This is a genomic window from Symbiopectobacterium sp. (assembly GCF_047692315.1).
Lineage (GTDB): Bacteria > Pseudomonadota > Gammaproteobacteria > Enterobacterales > Enterobacteriaceae > Symbiopectobacterium.
Map to the genome: position 1 here is coordinate 1 of NZ_JBLLJS010000012.1, position 18,447 is coordinate 18,447.

General features: G+C 49.5%; 15 protein-coding genes and 4 pseudogenes. 11 read left to right on the forward strand and 8 right to left on the reverse strand.

Annotation, left to right across the window (positions count from 1 at the left end; genetic code table 11):
• Window positions 1-257: 257 nt before the first annotated feature.
• Complete coding sequence (locus tag ACMZI0_RS04210) at window positions 258-824, reverse strand: response regulator transcription factor (protein ID WP_415672056.1); 567 nt, start codon at window positions 822-824, stop codon at window positions 258-260.
• Window positions 825-1,052: 228 nt separating this feature from the next.
• Here ACMZI0_RS04210 and ACMZI0_RS04215 point away from each other — a divergent pair, with 228 nt between their 5' ends.
• Window positions 1,053-2,690: a phosphoethanolamine transferase gene (locus tag ACMZI0_RS04215; RefSeq protein WP_415672057.1), complete on the forward strand. Its 1,638-nt coding sequence runs from the start codon at window positions 1,053-1,055 to the stop codon at window positions 2,688-2,690.
• 25 nt (window positions 2,691-2,715) lie between these two features.
• Window positions 2,716-2,820 (forward strand): annotated as a pseudogene (locus tag ACMZI0_RS04220) (hypothetical protein); the annotation flags it as partial.
• 60 nt (window positions 2,821-2,880) lie between these two features.
• On the opposite strand, the pseudogene ACMZI0_RS04225 reads toward ACMZI0_RS04220, so the two are convergent.
• The 4 genes and pseudogenes from ACMZI0_RS04225 to pgtP all read right to left on the reverse strand — a co-directional run bounded on the left by ACMZI0_RS04225 (window position 2,881) and on the right by pgtP (window position 6,615).
• Window positions 2,881-3,634 (reverse strand): annotated as a pseudogene (locus tag ACMZI0_RS04225) (type I glyceraldehyde-3-phosphate dehydrogenase).
• 29 nt (window positions 3,635-3,663) lie between these two features.
• The gene (locus ACMZI0_RS04230; RefSeq protein WP_415672058.1) at window positions 3,664-4,602 is read right to left on the reverse strand and encodes a GlxA family transcriptional regulator; all 939 of its coding nucleotides are present in this window, start codon (window positions 4,600-4,602) and stop codon (window positions 3,664-3,666) included.
• A 99-nt stretch (window positions 4,603-4,701) separates the two neighbouring features.
• Window positions 4,702-4,923, reverse strand: a complete 222-nt coding sequence (locus ACMZI0_RS04235; RefSeq protein ID WP_415672059.1) for a hypothetical protein — start codon at window positions 4,921-4,923, stop codon at window positions 4,702-4,704.
• 339 nt (window positions 4,924-5,262) lie between these two features.
• Window positions 5,263-6,615, reverse strand: a complete 1,353-nt coding sequence (gene pgtP / locus ACMZI0_RS04240) for a phosphoglycerate transporter PgtP (protein ID WP_415672060.1) — start codon at window positions 6,613-6,615, stop codon at window positions 5,263-5,265.
• A gap of 354 nt (window positions 6,616-6,969) precedes the next feature.
• Here pgtP and pgtC point away from each other — a divergent pair, with 354 nt between their 5' ends.
• The 8 genes and pseudogenes from pgtC to ACMZI0_RS04280 all read left to right on the forward strand — a co-directional run bounded on the left by pgtC (window position 6,970) and on the right by ACMZI0_RS04280 (window position 14,353).
• The gene (gene pgtC, locus ACMZI0_RS04245; RefSeq protein WP_415672061.1) at window positions 6,970-8,238 is read left to right on the forward strand and encodes a phosphoglycerate transport regulator PgtC; all 1,269 of its coding nucleotides are present in this window, start codon (window positions 6,970-6,972) and stop codon (window positions 8,236-8,238) included.
• Window positions 8,239-8,249: 11 nt separating this feature from the next.
• On the forward strand, window positions 8,250-10,244 hold the full coding sequence (gene pgtB / locus ACMZI0_RS04250) for a two-component system sensor histidine kinase PgtB (RefSeq protein ID WP_415672339.1): 1,995 nt from the start codon (window positions 8,250-8,252) through the stop codon (window positions 10,242-10,244).
• A pseudogene (pgtA, locus tag ACMZI0_RS04255) lies at window positions 10,234-11,482 on the forward strand (two-component system response regulator PgtA). Before pgtB ends, pgtA begins: the two are co-directional and overlap by 11 nt.
• A 176-nt stretch (window positions 11,483-11,658) precedes the next feature.
• Window positions 11,659-12,141 carry a cold-shock protein gene (locus ACMZI0_RS04260; protein WP_415672062.1) on the forward strand — a complete coding sequence of 161 codons (483 nt, stop codon included), beginning with the start codon at window positions 11,659-11,661 and terminating at the stop codon, window positions 12,139-12,141.
• 65 nt (window positions 12,142-12,206) lie between these two features.
• Complete coding sequence (locus tag ACMZI0_RS04265; RefSeq protein WP_415672063.1) at window positions 12,207-12,746, forward strand: DUF2058 domain-containing protein; 540 nt, start codon at window positions 12,207-12,209, stop codon at window positions 12,744-12,746.
• Window positions 12,747-12,904: 158 nt separating this feature from the next.
• The gene (locus ACMZI0_RS04270; RefSeq protein ID WP_415672064.1) at window positions 12,905-13,132 is read left to right on the forward strand and encodes a DUF2543 family protein; all 228 of its coding nucleotides are present in this window, start codon (window positions 12,905-12,907) and stop codon (window positions 13,130-13,132) included.
• A gap of 43 nt (window positions 13,133-13,175) precedes the next feature.
• Window positions 13,176-13,781, forward strand: a pseudogene (locus ACMZI0_RS04275) (glutathione S-transferase family protein).
• Between the two features lie 401 nt (window positions 13,782-14,182).
• The gene (locus tag ACMZI0_RS04280; protein WP_415672065.1) at window positions 14,183-14,353 is read left to right on the forward strand and encodes a hypothetical protein; all 171 of its coding nucleotides are present in this window, start codon (window positions 14,183-14,185) and stop codon (window positions 14,351-14,353) included.
• 376 nt (window positions 14,354-14,729) lie between these two features.
• On the opposite strand, the gene ychF is transcribed toward ACMZI0_RS04280, so the two are convergent.
• Both ychF and pth read right to left on the reverse strand, forming a co-directional pair.
• Window positions 14,730-15,821, reverse strand: coding sequence for a redox-regulated ATPase YchF (ychF, locus tag ACMZI0_RS04285; RefSeq protein ID WP_415672066.1), 1,092 nt, complete (start codon window positions 15,819-15,821; stop codon window positions 14,730-14,732).
• A 128-nt stretch (window positions 15,822-15,949) separates the two neighbouring features.
• Entirely contained in the window at window positions 15,950-16,537 is a 588-nt protein-coding gene (pth, locus tag ACMZI0_RS04290; protein WP_415672067.1) for an aminoacyl-tRNA hydrolase, read from the reverse strand.
• 364 nt (window positions 16,538-16,901) lie between these two features.
• On the opposite strand from pth, the gene ACMZI0_RS04295 reads away from it, so the two are divergent.
• Window positions 16,902-17,141: a DUF2583 family protein gene (locus ACMZI0_RS04295; RefSeq protein WP_415672068.1), complete on the forward strand. Its 240-nt coding sequence runs from the start codon at window positions 16,902-16,904 to the stop codon at window positions 17,139-17,141.
• A gap of 300 nt (window positions 17,142-17,441) precedes the next feature.
• On the opposite strand, the gene prs is transcribed toward ACMZI0_RS04295, so the two are convergent.
• Entirely contained in the window at window positions 17,442-18,389 is a 948-nt protein-coding gene (gene prs, locus ACMZI0_RS04300; RefSeq protein WP_415672069.1) for a ribose-phosphate diphosphokinase, read from the reverse strand.
• Between the last annotated feature and the right edge of the window lie 58 nt (window positions 18,390-18,447).

Here is an 18,447-nt window from a genome sequence, read left to right on the forward strand (position 1 = left end):
AAACCAAGTTCATGATGTTTTAGGGACAATAAAAGCGTTACATCAGTACAGCAATTGGTATCAAATAATTTTCATTTGTGTGATTTTTGAGCGTATTAAATATTTTGCCTTTCGGTATCAAATGATTTGCCGCGCTATAAATGACCACAAATCCCATGACTGCCACCATCAGTAGTACGAACGAAATCGTAATGCGCGTCTTGAGCGTCATCTGCTGGTAAAGGGATTTTATGATGGTCATTCTGTTCTTAGGGTGATTATTCCGGGGCCGAGTCCCCGGGCTTATGCAGACGCAAACCTACGCCATGCACCGTTTCTATCAGAGCAGATGTGAAGTTTTTGTCAATTCGCTGGCGCAGATCATAAATGTGTGTGCGCAAAGCGCCACTTTCAGGTGGTTCATCGCCCCAAAGCAGGTATTCCATCTCCTGTTTTTTGACGACAGCAGGTGCAGTGCGTATCAGGCACAGCAGCAATTTATGCGTAGTGGGTGTCAGGTTGATGGTCTGGCCTTGCCGCCATGCCTGCGGTGAGCGGGTGTCCACCTGCAGGTCTTCCCAGGTCAGTGTGCCTTGTACCTGTCGGCCTTGGGCCCGGCGCACCAGCGCCTTGATGCGTGCGTCCAACTCCTTGAGAGAAAAGGGGTTGACCAGATAATCGTCCGCACCCAGCGCAAAGCCTTGCACCCGGTCATCTATCGGATCGCGCGCGGTCAGCATCAGTACTGGCACGGGATTCTGAAATTCCAGGCGGAGCTTGCTGCACAGTGTCATGCCGTCCAGTCGCGGCAACATCAGATCCAACAAAGATGGCGTCGTAATCATTCTGCGTGGCCATACGCAGGCCAGTGGCGCCATCACGTGCATCGTCTAGCACATAACCCAATGGCTCAAAAAAACCGTACAGATTGGCCACCAACTCAGGGTTGTCTTCAATGATAAGCAGGCGTGTCATTGGTAATCGGCATCATAAATAGATAAACGGCATCTTAACAACTTCCTGACATAGACTTTTTGATACTGCGCAGATCTTTCATTCATTGGGAATTGCGCGTGTTTAAACGTCTGATATCCATGCGGTTCAACCCGGTGCAGCTGACCTGGGTGGCCGCACTGTTCTTCACCTCCATTGGAAACGTTGCACTGTGGCAAACGCTATGGGCCAACGTGGAGGTCAATAGCCTGCACAGCTTGCTGTTCTTCATCAGCCTGCCGGTTTTCTTTTTCTGCCTTTTCAATCTGCTGCTTACGCCGATTTTAGTATTGCCATATATGCGCAAACCGTTGCTGGCGTTGTTGGTTGTCATTAGCGCCAGTTGCAGCTACTTCATGCTCTACTATAACGTGCTGATCGATCGCAGCATGGTGCAGAACGTCTTCGAGACCAATCAGGCGGAACTCACTTCGTACTTTTCTATCCCCTTGCTGCTCACTATCATTGTGCTTGGAGTGTTGCCTACTGCCGCGATGGTTTCCCTACCCGCCAAAAAGGCTGGGCGCTCCTTGCAAACCGTGCTGTGGTGGCTTGGAAATGTGCTGGTGACATCAGCCGTACTGGTCGTAGTGACCATGGCATTCTACAAGGATTACGCCTCGCTGCTACGCAACAATCTGCAAATCAAGGATCAAGTGCTGCCCTTTAACGTTGTGCGCAACACCAACGGCTACCTGAAACGCACGAAATCACAGTTGTTGCGCGCAGTGGCCGAAGATGCCACGCGCCCTGCGACTGTAGCTGACGCGCGACACAAACTCGTGATTGTCGTGGTGGGCGAAACTGCACGAGCGCAGAACTTCCAGCTCAATGGTTATCCGCGCGCGACCAACCCATCCCTGTCGCAACGTAAAGACATCATCAGTTTCAAAAACGTATCATCCTGCGGCACGGCCACGGCCATTTCACTGCCTTGTATGTTCTCGCGTATGACACGTTCGCAATATGATGGGGTGCGTGTAGCAACGGAAGAGAACCTGCTCGACATTCTGCAACGCACCGGCATACATCTACTCTGGCGCAATAACAACAACGGCGGTTGTAAAGGTGTATGTGAACGAGTGCCCACCGATGATATGCCGACGCAGAAAATTATCGAGCATTGTGTCAATAAGGACGGCACCCGCTATGACGATGTGCTACTGCACCAACTGGGCAGTCATGGGCCAACCTACTTCGAACGTTACCCGGCAGAGAACAAAGCCTTCACCCCCACTTGTGACAGCAATCAGATCCAAAAGTGCAGTAACGAACAACTGACCAATACGTATGACAATACGTTGGTTTACACTGACCGAATGCTTGGCAAAACCATTGACTTGTTGCAACGCTATTCAGGGCAGCGTGATGTGGCCATGATCTACGTTTCCGATCACGGTGAGTCACTGGGAGAGCGGGGAATGTATCTGCACGGCACACCTTATATCATTGCGCCCAAAGAGCAAACACAGGTGCCCATGGTGATATGGTTCTCACCGGCATTTGCGCAAAATGCCCGTCTCAATCTTCTTTGTTTGCGGAAAAACGCCGACAACCAAGACTATAGTCACGACAATTTGTACCACTCCATGCTGGGCCTGTTTGATGTCCAAAGCAGTGTGTACCAACCCGCACTAGACGTGTTTGCCCCATGTCGTGAGCCAGTGCGAGTTTCTTCGCCAGCCGTGATGCCTGAAGAAAAGTCATGGAAAAGCTGAATGTTTAGAACGCTGTAATGACATTATTCCCACATTAGTTCAGGCCGCCTTTGATGACGTGTGCATGCATGGAAATCCACGGCAAGCCAGTATGAACGGTGTTATTGATCTGTACTACACAGCCTGGTGATCAGGCTGCCTGCATGCGGCGGATGAACACCCGGTTTTACCGGGTGTTTGATCACCGTATTTATGCGGGTTCGCGTTGGCTTATCATTAGCGCTAAATCGACAAGACGGTTTGAAAATCCCCATTCATTGTCATACCAGGCGAGGATTTTGACCATATTGCCGCCGATAACCAGTGTCGACAGCCCATCGATAATGGATGAGCGTGGATCGCCCTGGTAATCGCTTGATACCAACGGTTCGTCGCTGTAGCCCAAAATGCCTTGCAATGGACCGGAAGCTGCTGCCTGACGGAATGCATCATTGACTTCCTCTACGCTAACATCACGCTCAAGCGTAACGGTGAGATCGACGACTGACACCACAGGAACCGGCACGCGCAGGGAGTAGCCTGTCAACCGACCACGCATGATTCACGCCCATGACGACCGTCAAATCGTCATTTTTACCTGGCGCAGAGATGATGACGCGTTTTGTACCGCCACTATGAATATGCACAGCCGCTTTTGCGCGTTCGGTGAAAAAACCCGTCGCTTCAATAACGATATCCACATCGGCATTACGCCAGGGAATGCGCGCTGGATCGCGTTCGCTAAACACGATGATGGGGTGACCGTTTACGCTAAGCTGCCGGTCGGTTGCCTCAACGGTGGCTGAAAGCGTGCCCAGCAGAGAGTCATATTTCAGCAGGTGGGCCAGCGTTTTGCTGTCAGTCAAATCGTTAATTGCCACAATTTGAATATTTGGGTTGCCCAGCACAGCACGCAGTACATTATGTCCGATTCTGCCGAAACCATTGATACCGACTTTGGCCATGATGAACTCCTTATAGGTTGCCACTGGAGTTACTTTAGGTCGCGAGCCTTATGGCGTAAATGACAAAAAATGATCACATTGCGGCAGTGGAAGCGTTGGCGATATTCCCCAGGGGTTAATTGCAGCTGTTTTTCAAAAATACGACGCAGATTAATGCTACTGCCAAACCCCGTATTCGCGGCGATCCTATCCAGCGTGTCGCTGGTTTTCTCCAGATGTTGCCATGCGGCGGCAAGGCGCGCTTCCGAAACATAGCGGGCCGGAGAAACACCGGTTTCACGGGTAAAGATGCGTGTAAAATTACGCGGACTCATCGCGACTTTTTCTGCCAGCGCTTCAACGCAGAGGTCGGCGGTGATGTTTTCAAGGATCCATGCCTGTAAATCGCTTATCGGGCCTGAACTGCAAGTTTGGCGCAAATTGTAACGGCTAAACTGTAATTGACCGCCCGGGCGGTGCAGATACATCACCAAATCCTGTGCAATATCGCGGGCAAGACTAAAACCGTAATCCTCCTCTACCAGCGCCAGCGTCAGATCAAAACCAGAGCTGACTCCACCTGAAGTCCAGATAGGGCCATCCTGTATATACAGCGGACCCTCTTCAACCTTCACCTCAGGGAAAGTCGACTGCATGGTTTCCAGCAGTTTCCAATGCGTGGTCGCCCGCCTTCCGTTTAATAGCCCGCTCTGAGCAAGCAGCATCGCACCGCCGCAAATCGATGCAATACGGCGCGCATGCGGGGCCGCAAGGCGCAGCCAATCGACGACGTCGGTGCCTTCCTGCTCGTTTTGCCCGCGACCCGTGTGGATCACTTGATGCGGTTGCGTGGTTGCAATATTGATATGGTAACGAGGGCGCGCCAACCCGTCGGTATGCAGTTGGTTCGCTTGCATCAGGATATCGGCAATGCCGGCTGACTCGAACAGCATGCCGCCGTCGGGAACGATAATCAGGATTTTCTTCATGTCCGAAAAGTATACTTTTTACAAAATAAGTCAAGACAGAAGCCACGTGCACTTAGTGTGATATTTTCTTAGATGCATGAATCAGTAAAAACGAGAGGGCTAACGAGTATATAACGCCATCATGTAATACTTGATGACGCCGTTTTCAGTTTCACGCAGTGCCTCAAGTTGCTGGACCGTCATATCCGTTGTTACAAAACCGTTAGTACGTTGCTCTGTATCGAGATTTTTAGCGTGATAGCGCTCCAGCAGTGCTTTCACTTTATGAATATCGTCCGTTTTTGCTTCTCTAATGACAATGTCCACTTGATTAACCGCCATGCAGATTTCTCCAAAAGTTAATTGCCTAAAAGCGAACGTTATAACACCTTAAACCTACAGAGCTGTTTGTAGCCATTGACCTATGATGAGTCTGATGCCTTGGATACGCCCGAGATAGATGTGGAGGGGATGATTGAGAGATACTATAACCAGAAACCTGCGCCCGTCGCCAGACAAGACGCACACCTTCTTTGAGGCTCGGTATTGAGAGAGGAAAGGGAATCCTCCTGCATCAGCTTTCCTTGTTGAAAGTGCCAGCATGCTGGCACTTTCTTTCCCTGACGCGTTAGCGCTTAATGATTATTGAGCATCGGCCAGTTTAAGATTGGCTTCTTCTTGTTAGATGTTTTTACGTTGTTGCTCAAGCTCCAGTGCGCCGCGATGAGAGAGATAGCAGAACAGGATACAGCACACGATCCCGCCTATCAGCAGATAGAAACCACCGTGCCAGCCCATTTTATCGACCATGACACCAAACAGACTGGTACCCAGCGATGCGCCAAATATATAGCTCATAAAGCCGCGCAAGCCAACGGCTGAACCCACCGCGAAGCTGGGAACAATTTCCATGGTTTGTACGGAAGCGAGAAATTGCGGCACATAAATCAGGCAGCCGACGATTGCAGCAAAAATAGTCACCACCAGCAGGGATTCGCTTTTCCAGTAGCCTATCAGGCATACAAAGATAAGCGCCATGCAGATCATAGCCAATGGCATCCGACGCCCCTTGAACAGTTTATCGGAGAGCCAGCCCGCCAGCAGGGTAGAGGGAATTGCAGCCCATTCAAAAAACAGGAAAGCCACGCTCATCTGTTCTTTGGAAAAATGTTTCACCGTTAACAGGTAGATAGGCAACCAGCTAATCATACCGAACCGCACCATATAAACGAATACGTCGACAAGAGAGACATACCAGGCATTTTTATTACGCAGCACGTAAGTGCAAAATATCGTAAATGCACCCATGTTCTCCGGTGCTTTTGCCGCGTGTCTGTTTTTCAAAACCACTTTTTCTTCCGGCATCATCTCTTCAAGTGAAGGTAATCCCTCTTCTCGCGGTGAGCCTTTGCCGAGCGCCAACACAATCAATGCAAAAACCACAGCTATGCAAGCCGGAACAATGTAACTGGCGCTTTGCCAATGTTCACTGCCGAGAATAGCAAAAGCAGCCCCGACAATTGGAGCGACAATCCCGCCGCCGACGTTATGTGAAATATTCCAGAATGCACCAACGCGTCCGCGTTCCCGGCGCGGGAACCAGTTGGCAATAGTAATAAAAGAGGGCCCCACGCCCATTCCCTGAAACAGACCATTGAGAATAACTAGCGTCGTAAAGATCCAGAAGGCGGTGCTGAATCCCAGCCCGACGTTTACGATGGCACACAACACCAGGCCACAGGCCATAAACACCTTGGGACTGGCTTTATCGGCCAGGCTGCTCATGATGCCTTTACTGATCCCATAGGCAATCAGCATACAACTGCTGAGCAAACCGATCTGCGTGGCACTAAGCTCAAGGTACTCTTTAAGATAAGGGGTGGATAATGTGAAGTTATTGCGCACAATATAGTACGCCAGATAACCCAGAAAAACGCTAAGTAGCGCTTGCATACGATATCGGTCATAAGTTGCCTGAATTTTCTGCTCAGGAACTTTTTTAGCCGATTGCCCGGTTTTTAAAATTGATAACATGTCGTCACCTGTATTTTATATTGGTATGAACATCAGGAGTATTCGGCATGAAGAGTAAAATAAGCCGCTGTAAAACTCAAATGAGCGAAATGTGTCACTATTGACACAAAATAATGAATGCAAAGGTTATTTTTGACTCATGCAGAATGAATGGCCGCAGAGCTAATTAATCTTCTCCTGACTTTATTCATGGCTTGTGCGGATATTAACAAATCACACGCTTATTACATGGTAACCTTTATCGATATTTTCGGAGGCCTGATTGGATATTTCTGCAACAGTCTCCTTTTGTCTGTTTATCGTGATAAACGGGTTAGTTTTGTCTCAATGTTTTTTTACGTCATATCGATATTTATGAACGGGATCACAAACATGTTTTTTCGTCGCGGCCGGATTTCTGGCAAAACGTGCTTTTTGCTGCTGGCTTCTCTGTTCAGTCTTCGTGCGGCGCAAGGTAATCAACTGGTGATGGCGACGACATTTTCCCCCAGCACTACCGCGTGGATTATCCAGCGCTGGCAGACAGAGCAGGGATCGGTGATGATTGGTACGCTTAACCGTACCAGTGCCTCGCTGGAAAAGTTGCTCGACACTGCAAATACGGAAAACGTCGATCTTATACTGACCTCGTCGCCCATGTTACTTCAGCATCTTCAAGAGCATCAGAAACTGGCACCTTTCGACGGCGCACCGCCAGCCAGCCAACGCCAGGTGCCGGAATCCATCCGCGCAACGTCCGTCGCCGTGGCAATATCAGGCTTTGGTTTATTGATCAATCGCTCAGCGCTGGCAGCCAGACACCTTGCCTCCCCAACGGACTGGGACGATCTGACGCAGCCCGGCTATCAGGGAGCGCTATTGATGAGCAGCCCATCGCGCTCAGATACCAACCATTTGATGGTGGAATCCTTACTACAGCAAAAAGGTTGGACGCAGGGATGGGAAACGCTGCTGGCGGCTGCTGGAAACCTGGTGACCATTTCATCACGCAGTTTTGGTGTGGCGGATAAGATTAAAAGCGGGCTGGGTGTAGCGGGTCCGGTGATAGATAACTATGCCAATCTGCTATTGAACGATCCGCATCTGGCCTTCACCTATTTCCCTCAGTCTGCCGTTTCGCCGACCTATGTGGCGATACTGAAAAACAGCCAGCATGCCAATGAAGCGCGTCGTTTTATTCGTTATTTGCTGAGTCCTGAAGGACAACGGATCCTCGCTGACGCAAATACGGGGAAATACCCGGTTACGCCGTTGGCGGCCGATAATCCTCGCGCAGTGCAACAGTCGGTTTTGATGAATCAACCACCGCTAAATTATCATCTGATCCTGAAACGGCAGCGTCTGATTCAGCGCATGTTCGATACCGCGATCAGTTTTCGCCTTGCTCAATTGAAGGACGCCTGGCAGGCGCTGCATAGCACAGAGGCTCGTCTAAAACGTCCTTTGCCTGAGATTCGTGCGCTGCTAACCCGTGTGCCCATCAATCCGTCAAGCAGTGAAGATGAAGCCTGGTTGGCGCAGTTCGATAATAAAAGTTTTGCGGAACAACAGGTGATGGAGTGGCAGCTCTGGTTCCTCAACAACCAGCGTCAGGCGATCAATAAACTGGAAGAATTGAAATGAAGGGCGGGTCGATGCTGCAACGTTTGCGGCAAATCAGCATTAGCAGCAGTCTACGGGGAGCTTTTTTAACCGGGGCACTGCTGACGATGATTGTAAGCAGCGTGAGTCTCTACTCGTGGCACGAACAAAGCTCGCAAATACGCTATTCGCTGGATGAGTATTTTCCCGGCATCCACTCCGCTTTTTTGATTGAAGGGAATCTCAATCTGGTCGCGGATCAACTGAATGAGTTTTTATTGGCCCCAAATACCACGGTACGGCTGCAGCTTCGTAATCAAATCATCCAACATCTGGATAAGATTGAACGCCTCAGCCAGGGATTATCGCCATCAGAACGCCAGCAGTTGGTGGTGATTTTGCAGGACAGTCGTACGCTGCTCTCGGAATTGGATCGCGTGCTCTATAACATGTTTCTGGTGCGCGAAAATGTGAGTGAGTTGTCGGCGCGCATTGACTGGTTACATGATGATTTCACCACCGAATTTAATTCTCTGGTGCAGGATTTTACCTGGCAGCAGGGCACACTGTTGGATCAGATTGAATCCCGGCAAGGCGATGTGGCGCAATATCTGAAACGTGCTCGTGAAGTACAGAACGAGCAGCAGCAAGTCTACACGCTCGCCCGCATTGAGAACCAAATCGTTGACGATCTGCGTGATAGGCTTAATGAGCTTAAGTCGGGTAATGATGATGGCATGCTGGTCGAAACGCATATCCGTTACCTGGAGAACCTGAAGAAAACCGCCGATGAAAACATCCGTGTGCTGGATGACTGGCCTAGTACGATCACGTTGCGTCAGACCATCGATGAACTGCTGGAAATCGGGATGGCAAAAAACAAGATGCCGGACAGCATGCGTGATCATGTTGCTGCGCAAAAAGCGTTAGTGGATGCCAGCCGCGCCAGAGAAGCAACGCTGGGGCGATTCAGGACGTTGCTTGAGGCACAGTTGGGCAGCAGTCATCAACAAATGCAGATGTTTAATCATCGTATGGAGCAAATTGTTCGTGTCAGCGGTGGGTTAATTCTGGTGGCAACCTTACTGGCGCTGCTGTTGGCGTGGGTGCTGAATCATTATTTCATTCGTCCGCGGCTGGTAAAGCGCTTCACCGCGCTGAATCAGGTTGTCGTGCAGATTGGTTTAGGCCGCTCAGATGCCACTATTCCGGTTTATGGACGGGATGAGCTTGGACGTATTGCTGGTTTACTCCGGCACTCGTTGGGACAGATTAACGCACAAAAACAACAGCTTGAGCAGGAGATTGCCGATCGTAAAATGATTGAAGCTGAGCTGCGCGCCACGCAGGATGAGCTGATCCAGACGGCAAAACTGGCGGTAGTGGGGCAGACGATGACCACGCTGGCCCATGAAATCAATCAGCCGTTGAATGCGCTGTCAATGTATCTGTTTACCGCGAGAAGGGCGATCGAACAGCATGAGACGCAGCAGGCGAGAACGACCTTAAGCAAGGCGGAGGGGCTGATTAACCGGATTGACGCCATTATCCGCTCGTTGCGCCAGTTTACCCGCCGTGCCGAACTGGAAACGCTGCTGCATCCGGTTAATCTGCGTCAGACGTTTGTGTCGGCGTGGGAGTTACTGGCGATGCGCCATAAGCCCCAGCAGGGGAGGCTGCTGCTACCGCAAGAAACCATTTGGGTCAGTGGGGATGACGTACGGATCCAACAAGTGGTGGTCAATGTGCTGGCGAACGCACTCGACGCCTGCCCTAATGCAGCCAATATTGTGGTGAGCTGGCAAATTCAGGGCAACGCGCTGTGCGTATTGATTTCCGATAACGGTCCCGGCTGGCCTGAGGCCTTGCTGCCATCCTTGTTGAAGCCATTTACTACTAGTAAAGATGTGGGACTTGGCATTGGCCTTTCGATTTGCGTTTCGCTGATGACAAAAATGGAAGGGGAGTTGCGTCTGGCCTCAACGTTGACAAAAAATGCCTGTGTGGTTCTGCAATTCAATTTGATGGATATACAAGATGTTGAGTAACCAATGTTCGATTCTGCTGATTGACGACGATGCTGATGTGCTTGATGCCTATACACAGTTGCTTGAACAAGCAGGGTACCGCGTCTGCGTTTGCAATAATCCTTTTGATGCCAGAGCGTGGGTAGAGAAAGACTGGCCAGGCATTGTGCTGAGTGATGTTTGCATGCCAGGCTGCTCCGGGATCGATCTGATGATGCTGTTTCACCAGAATGACGAACAACTGCCCATTTTACTTATCACCGGACACGGCGACGTGCCTATGGCCGTGGATGCTGTGAAGAAAGGCGCCTGGGATTTTTTGCAAAAGCCGGTGGAACCAGAAAAACTGCTCTCTCTGGTTGAAGAGGCGCTGCGCCAGAGACAATCGGTGATTGCGCGTCGCCACTTCTGCCAGCAGAAATTGCAGATTGAGCTGGTTGGGCGCAGCGAATGGACTCATCAGTATCGTCAGCGTCTACAGCAACTGGCCGAAACGGATATTGCCGTCTGGTTTTATGGGGAAACGGGTACCGGACGCATGATGGGCGCGCGTTATTTACACCAGCTCGGGCGCAATTGCGCAGGGCCCTTTCATTTACCGTGAGCTGACGCCTGATAACGCTCAAAAACTGAATGAGCTCATCATTCAGGCTCAGGGCGGGACGCTGGTATTAAGCCATCTCGAGTATTTGACTCGCGAACAGCAGCACCATCTGGTTGAGCTGCAAAGCCTGGAGCGGCGTCCATTTCGCTTAATTGGTATTGGCAACGCCTCGTTGGTAGAGCTGGCGGCAACCCAACAGATTGTGGCCGAGCTCTATTACAGCTTTGCTATGACCCAAATTGCCTGTCAGCCCTTGTCTCAGCGACCTGATGATATCGAGCCGTTGTTTTACCACTATCTGCATAAGGCCTGTCAGCGACTGGATCATCCGGTACCGGAGGTCGAGAACGACGTGCTGAAAAGGATGATGCGCCGGGTGTGGCCAAACAACGTCCGCGAACTGGCGAATGCTGCAGAGCTTTTTGCTGTTGGGGTATTATCTCTTGCGGAAACGGCGAATCCGCAGATGCATGTTAGCGCTCCTACTCCGCTCGATCGGCGGGTGGAGGAGGCGGAGCGGCAGATAATCACTGAAGCGCTCAATATCCATCAAGGGCGTATCAATGAGGTGGCCGAATATCTGCAAATTCCGCGTAAAAAGCTCTACCTCAGAATGAAGAAGTACGGTCTGAGTAAAGAACACTATAAGTTTTAATGTGGGAAACCGTGGTGCGCTTGCTTCTCAACCCGGGGTCCTGTGACGACGTGTGGTAAAATGTTGAAACAGAAATTTACCCGCCAGACGTTAACCAAAATCGTAGTCTGCGTAAGCGTTGTGCTTTACACTGCGCGTTGCAAAAACTGAGTGGATAAATGATTAAGTAGGCGATAATGGCAATGAACGGAACGATCACAACCTGGTTTAAAGATAAAGGTTTTGGATTTATCAAAGATGAAAACGGTGATAACCGTTATTTTCATGTGATCAAGGTTGCCAACCCTGAGCTGATTAAGAAAGATGCGGCAGTCACTTTTGAACCCACCACGAATAATAAAGGGTTGTCAGCTTACGCAGTGAAAGTCGCACCGGAAATAAAGTATATCTATATCGCAGGTGAGCGTATAAAGCTCACCTCGATCAAGTCTCATCGGGTTTACAGCGAAGAGGTGCCTGTCGATACCCGTATTGATAAAGATAATGCGGTTCTGTCTGTGGGGGTGTTGATGGGGAGCATCAGGCCGAAATCAGCCGTTAAGTCTGGTGAAATGCGCTCGCTAAAAAAACTGGCGATCACCACCTTCCAGGGAACGACGTTAATCTTCTCGGCAGATGAGATAGATGTGGATGCCACGGTGAAACTGCTCAAGATCTGAAATCATTCAGGCTGAACCATTACAGGTATAATCCCACAAATTATTCAATGGATTTAGAAACGAAGATGACAAAACTTACCTTACAAGAACAGATGCTAAAAGCTGGATTAGTGACCAGCAAAAAAATGGCTAAAGTTCAAAGGACAGCTAAGAAATCACGCGTTCAGGCTCGTGAAGCCAGAGAGGCTGTGGAGGAAAATAAAAAAGCACAACTTGAGCGTGATAAACAGCTAAGTGAACAACAAAAACAGGCTGCCTTATCTAAAGAGTATAAAGCTCAGGTGAAACAGCTTATTGAAATGAACAGAATCAAAATTGCAAAAGGCGATATTGGCTTCAACTTCACAGATAATAATTTAATTAAGAAAATAGTTGTGGACAAGCTGACTCAAGCTCAACTGATTAGTGGTCGTCTCGCCATTGCTCGCTTGGTTGTTTATAACCGGGGAGAGTGTGAATACGCTATCATTCCCGCGAGTGTTACCGATAAAATTGCGCAGCGAGATGCTAACAGTATTGTATTAAATAGTGCGTTGAGCCAGGAAGAACAGGATGAGGAAGATCCGTACGCTGATTTTAAAGTGCCCGATGATTTGATGTGGTAATTAACGTTTTACGGATACTTATGTATGAAAAATCCCTCAGGGTTTTTCATTAAAACGGTGTGTTCAGCCGGTTTATGGAAAATGCAGTGTTATTCTGATAAGGGTGGCACGCGTTTTTTTCGCCCGGTTGACAGGGGCATTAACCCTTGGAGCGACTAATGAACAATGATATACCACTTAAATATTATGATATTGTTGATGAGTATTCGACGGAGTCTGAAGCGTCGGTAAGCGAGTCAGAGCGTGATTCTCTGGCTCGCTATTTCCAACTGCTGATCACTCGTTTAATGAATAACGAAGAAATCAGCGAGAATGCGCAGCAAGAGATGGCCAGTCGACGAACGACGTATATAGCTATGTTTCTGAATCAATGGGGCAATGAGTAGCGTTAAAAGAATACCAACGTAGGGAGGGGGGGATCGTCGACGTATGCTCAAAATACTTGGCAAAAAGACGTCAATAAATGTGCGTAAAGTGCTTTGGAACTGCGAAGAAGCGGGACTGGATTATGTTCAGGAAGATTATGGTAGCGGATTTGCCTCGACGGAAACCGATGTATTTCGCGCCATGAACCCAAACGCCATGGTGTCCGAATTCGTGCTGTGGGAATCCAACTCAATTTGCCGCTATCTGGCACGCAAAGCCAGGCGCGATTATCTTCTCCCCAACGAACCTCAGGCGTGTGCTAACGTCGAGCGTTGGATGGATTGGCAGGCGACCGAGTTTAACAACGCCTGGCGGTATGTCTTCCTGGCGCTGGTTCGCAAAAACCCCCGACTATAACGATCAAAACGCGATCGCCGCAGGTATTAAAGAGTGGAACCATTGTATTGGTATTCTTGAACAACAACTCATACACACTGGCGCATGGGCGGCCGGTGAAACGTTTACGCTGGCAGATGTGGTGCTGGGTCTGTCGGTGAATCGCTGGAAAATGACACCGCCCCCCCCGAAGTACCAGCTATTGACGCGTGGTTTACGCGCTTGAATCAGCGACCGGCATTTTTGCGTCATGGAAATAATGGGATGGTCTGAGAAACTCGGTTTGCAGAAAAACGGTTAGGCCGTCAATGGTTCAGATGAAGCTGTACGCGTATCAACCAAAGAACGAAAGGGAAGTGCTACAAAAGACATATTTCCTGCATCATCTTGCCGAACGCGGGTGTCGATTGAGCATGATGGGATGGTGAGTAGTAAACCGATAAAATAGAAGCGCCCTTATATTGAATTGACGCATAAGCACTAAAAGTTCTTCTGTGAATCGGGGAACTAGGGCATGCGATATCCAGTCTCCTATTTGCGAATCTATTGCTTAAAGAGCATGGACAACGAGGTCTTAGTGGTACATCTACTCGTTTGATTATATGAAGTTGCTTGGAAGGCTATAGTGTTCACGGGTGCTTTCAAGCCTAAAATTCAGACTTGCAGGAGCCATAATGAGCAACGACAAAAAAATGCGTGTTTCTTATGCGAAGCCCTCCCATGCTGATATTACGCGTTCTGTCGCTACCTCAACGGCGGTAGCGACTGGGCAGTCCTCGACCAAAATTGAAGCTTCATTTGAGGCAACGCGCAAGAAGTTCGCTCATTTACGCCTTGCCGTTTAGCAAATATATTGATTTGTACCTGATCTGGCATCGTGGTTACTCTAGATCTCATCAGGGCTGGCAGTTGGTTCAGTGCCCAGACTGTGCGAAATCGGTTTTGAGCACAAAGGCCGCCAAGAAAAGAGCTGGAAACTGCGTCTCGCATTGCGTCACCGGTGTTGTTATTCAGTAACCACTACATAGCGCTTCTGAAATTAAATAGAGATAGTAGCCAGAATCCACCTATCAAGCTTATCCGCCCAATTCTGCATCATTATTTTGCGCTCATGAAGATAAGTCGCATAGTTAAAAGAAAAATCCACACAACTGCGTGGATTTTATAGAGTTTGTTGGTTATTACGAGATGCACTGAGTTCTCTGAGACAACAAAATCAAATTAGACGTTAAACAAGAAATTCATCACATCGCCATCTTTTACGATGTACTCTTTCCCTTCGGAACGCATCTTGCCCGCTTCTTTCGCACCTTGCTCACCTTTATAGGTGATAAAGTCTTCGTAGGCGATGGTTTGCGCGCGGATAAAACCTTTTTCAAAGTCGGTGTGAATTTTCCCAGCTGCCTGCGGGGCAGTGGCACCGACAGGGATGGTCCAGGCGCATACTTCTTTGACGCCTGCGGTGAAGTAGGTTTGCAGGTTAAGCAGTTCGTAACCGGCGCGGATCACGCGGTTCAAACCCGGCTCTTCCAGCCCCAACTCGGCCATAAATTCGTCGCGCTCTTCATCATCGAGTTCGGCAATGTTAGATTCTACAGCAGCGCAGACGGGAACAACCACAGAGCCTTCTTTGGCCGCAATGTCGCGTACCTGATCCAGGTAGGGATTATTCTCGAAACCGTCTTCATTGACGTTGGCAATGTACATGGTGGGCTTGAGCGTCAGGAAGCTCAGGTAGCGAATAGCCGCTTTCTCTTCTGCTCTCAGATCCAATGCACGCAACATGCCCGCTTTTTCCAACTGCGGCAAGCATTTTTCCAACGCGGCTTGTTCAATTTTGGCGTCTTTATCGCCGCCTTTGGCTTTCTTCTGTACACGGTGCAACGCACGTTCGCAGGTATCAAGGTCGGCCAAAGCCAGTTCGGTGTTAATGGTGTCAATATCGTCAGCCGGATTGACTTTACCTGAAACGTGGATGATGTTGTCGTTCTCAAAACAACGGACCACGTGGCCAATCGCTTCCGTTTCGCGGATGTTGGTCAGGAACTGGTTACCCAGGCCTTCACCTTTGGATGCGCCTTTTACCAGACCGGCGATGTCAACAAACTCCATCGTGGTGGGAAGAATACGCTGCGGTTTGACGATCTCGGCCAGCTTGTCCAAACGCGGGTCGGGCATTGGCATCACACCGGTGTTAGGCTCAATGGTGCAAAACGGAAAGTTGGCCGCTTCGATACCGGCTTTGGTCAATGCATTGAACAGCGTAGATTTACCCACGTTAGGCAGCCCAACAATACCGCATTTGAATCCCATACTTTTATCACCTTAAATAGCTTATCAATCAGGTGGTTATGATTTCACACCTGAACAAATCAATACGTTGGCGCCAATTATACACGGAATGGCGCATTAACTCGAACCGCCTGCGCGGGAATATCACTTCACGCCGGTTTATAGGCGTGTAACCGGTTCATGGCTTTGACCATATCGTCTTTAAGCAGGATTTCCGTACAGCGAATGGCTTCATCGATCGCACCATCAATCAGTGTCTGTTCACTGGCCGGCGGTTTACCCAGCACAAAACCAGTGACCTTGCTTTTATCGCCGGGATGGCCGATGCCGATGCGCAAGCGGTGAAAATTAGGGTTATTACCTAATTTGCTGATAATGTCTTTCAGGCCGTTATGTCCACCATGCCCGCCGCCCGACCTCAGTTTGGCAATACCCGGTAAAAGATCCAGTTCATCGTGTGCCACTAAAATCTCATCCGGTTGGATATGGTAAAACGTTGCCATTGCTGCCACCGCTTTACCGCTGAGGTTCATAAAGGTGGTTGGCACCAGTAGGCGAACATCGTGCCCGGCAAGATTGAGGCGTGCGGTATAGCCAAAAAACTTGGCCTCTTCCTTAAACGACTGCCGGTATGCTTCGGCCAGTTGGTCCACGTACCATGCACCCGCGTTGTGGCGCATAGCGGCGTATTCGGCTCCCGGATTCGCTAATCCGACGATTAATTTGATACTGCTCACGTTAAGTCCCAGATTTGCGTCCCATTACGCCCGATAAGAGAATGTCAAACGCGTAGTTTACACAGGAGTGGGGCAGTGGCAAAGTCTCAAGGCAGGTTGTTTGTAACGTGATCAAGCGAAGGGCTGCACGCTACAATATAAAAACGATTTACTTTGGTAATAATTCAAATCGGGTATTAATTATTTTCACGCCTCGTTGGCACGAAATGTAAAAAAAAGTTTCTACACTTGCTTATCTGTGATCGCATACGCAATACCTTACTGCACACAGCGTCTATAATTACATCAGAACAAGGACGGTTACGTAGCATTTTCATTTTTCCGAACGGTCGTTATTTAAAGTGACCATTACAGGAGGTGACAGATGAAACGCAAAAATGCTGTCATGCTAGGCAACGTATTTATGGGCATCGGTATGGTGTTAATGATCGGGGGGATTGCTTTTACCATCATTAGCCAATTACCGGAACTGAACTTGCCAGCATATTTCACCTATTTCACCTATTTCACCTATTTTGACCTGATGGCCATCTTCGCCGGTGCGATGACCTGGCTGGTCGGGGCCCGAATTGGCGGGCTTGAAGCCGTAGCCGATCGCTACTAGTGGGTGAAGCATTTCGACAAACGTTGCCGCCGTCAGCAACCTCATTCCTGATAATATCAGACGCCTGCTTTTTCTGGCGGGCGCCAGGTTATTTTCCGCATGCGGAAAATACGTTTTTGTGTGTTAAAGATATTTTCGTACGTCCTCTGCATGCTTAACAATAATTCCCGCTATCATCCGCCCACGGTATTGTTGCAGTGTTGAACGATATTATTTGTTGCTTGCAACTCTTTCTGTCGGAAAATAAAAACGTCACCCGGAGGTGGCGTTATATCAACAACCAAAAATAAACGCTGTTGATCAATGCTCAAACATGGCAGAAATTGACTCTTCGTTGCTGATACGGCGAATGGCTTCCGCCAGCATGCCTGAAAGCGTCAATGTACGTACGTTTGGCAGCGCTTTGATATTTTCCGACAACGGAACGGTATCGCAGACGATCACTTCATCAATCACCGAATTCTTGATGTTGTCATACGCATTGCCGGAGAAGATCGGGTGGGTTGCATAAGCGAAGACGCGTTTGGCACCGCGTTCTTTTAACGCTTCGGCCGCTTTACACAGCGTGCCACCGGTATCGATCATGTCGTCGACCAGAATACAGTCGCGCCCTGCGACATCACCGATGATGTGCATCACTTGCGAAACGTTGGCGCGCGGACGACGTTTGTCGATGATCGCCATGTCCGTATCGTTCAGCAGCTTGGCAATGGCACGTGCACGCACCACGCCACCGATATCCGGGGAAACCACGATAGGATTTTCCAGATTCTGCTGCAACATATCTTCCAGCAGAATCGGGCTGCCGAAAACGTTATCCACCGGAACGTCAAAGAAGCCTTGAATCTGTTCTGCGTGCAGGTCCACGGTCAGGACACGGTCAACCCCAACGCTTGATAGGAAATCTGCCACCACTTTGGCGGTGATCGGCACACGCGCAGAACGCACGCGGCGATCTTGGCGAGCATAACCGAAGTAGGGGATCACGGCGGTGATACGTCCCGCTGACGCGCGGCGTAGGGCATCGACCATTACAACCAGCTCCATCAGGTTGTCATTGGTTGGTGCGCAGGTGGACTGGATGATGAAAATGTCGCCACCACGAACATTTTCATTGACTTGCACGCTGACTTCACCGTCGCTAAAGCGACCAACAGCGGCGTCTCCCAGGCTGGTGTACAAACGGTTGGCAATACTTTGCGCTAGTTCGGGGATAGCGTTACCAGCAAAAAGCTTCATATCAGGCACGAGAAGAACCTCAGGCTTGCGTCCAGGGAAATATTGTACCCGGTGTCTCGAGGGCGAT

Bases quoted from the DNA above. Each gene is read 5' to 3' on its own strand.
- pgtC (WP_415672061.1), top strand. From the start codon at position 6,970: ATGAACGGGATCACAAACATGTTTTTTCGTCGCGGCCGGATTTCTGGC.
- ACMZI0_RS04280 (WP_415672065.1), top strand. From the start codon at position 14,183: ATGAGCAACGACAAAAAAATGCGTGTTTCTTATGCGAAGCCCTCCCAT.
- ACMZI0_RS04235 (WP_415672059.1), bottom strand. From the start codon at position 4,923: ATGGCGGTTAATCAAGTGGACATTGTCATTAGAGAAGCAAAAACGGAC.
- ACMZI0_RS04230 (WP_415672058.1), bottom strand. From the start codon at position 4,602: ATGAAGAAAATCCTGATTATCGTTCCCGACGGCGGCATGCTGTTCGAG.
- ACMZI0_RS04265 (WP_415672063.1), top strand. From the start codon at position 12,207: ATGACAAAACTTACCTTACAAGAACAGATGCTAAAAGCTGGATTAGTG.
- ACMZI0_RS04260 (WP_415672062.1), top strand. From the start codon at position 11,659: ATGGCAATGAACGGAACGATCACAACCTGGTTTAAAGATAAAGGTTTT.
- ychF (WP_415672066.1), bottom strand. From the start codon at position 15,821: ATGGGATTCAAATGCGGTATTGTTGGGCTGCCTAACGTGGGTAAATCT.
- pgtP (WP_415672060.1), bottom strand. From the start codon at position 6,615: ATGTTATCAATTTTAAAAACCGGGCAATCGGCTAAAAAAGTTCCTGAG.
- pgtB (WP_415672339.1), top strand. From the start codon at position 8,250: ATGCTGCAACGTTTGCGGCAAATCAGCATTAGCAGCAGTCTACGGGGA.
- ACMZI0_RS04295 (WP_415672068.1), top strand. From the start codon at position 16,902: ATGAAACGCAAAAATGCTGTCATGCTAGGCAACGTATTTATGGGCATC.
- ACMZI0_RS04270 (WP_415672064.1), top strand. From the start codon at position 12,905: ATGAACAATGATATACCACTTAAATATTATGATATTGTTGATGAGTAT.
- ACMZI0_RS04210 (WP_415672056.1), bottom strand. From the start codon at position 824: ATGATTACGACGCCATCTTTGTTGGATCTGATGTTGCCGCGACTGGAC.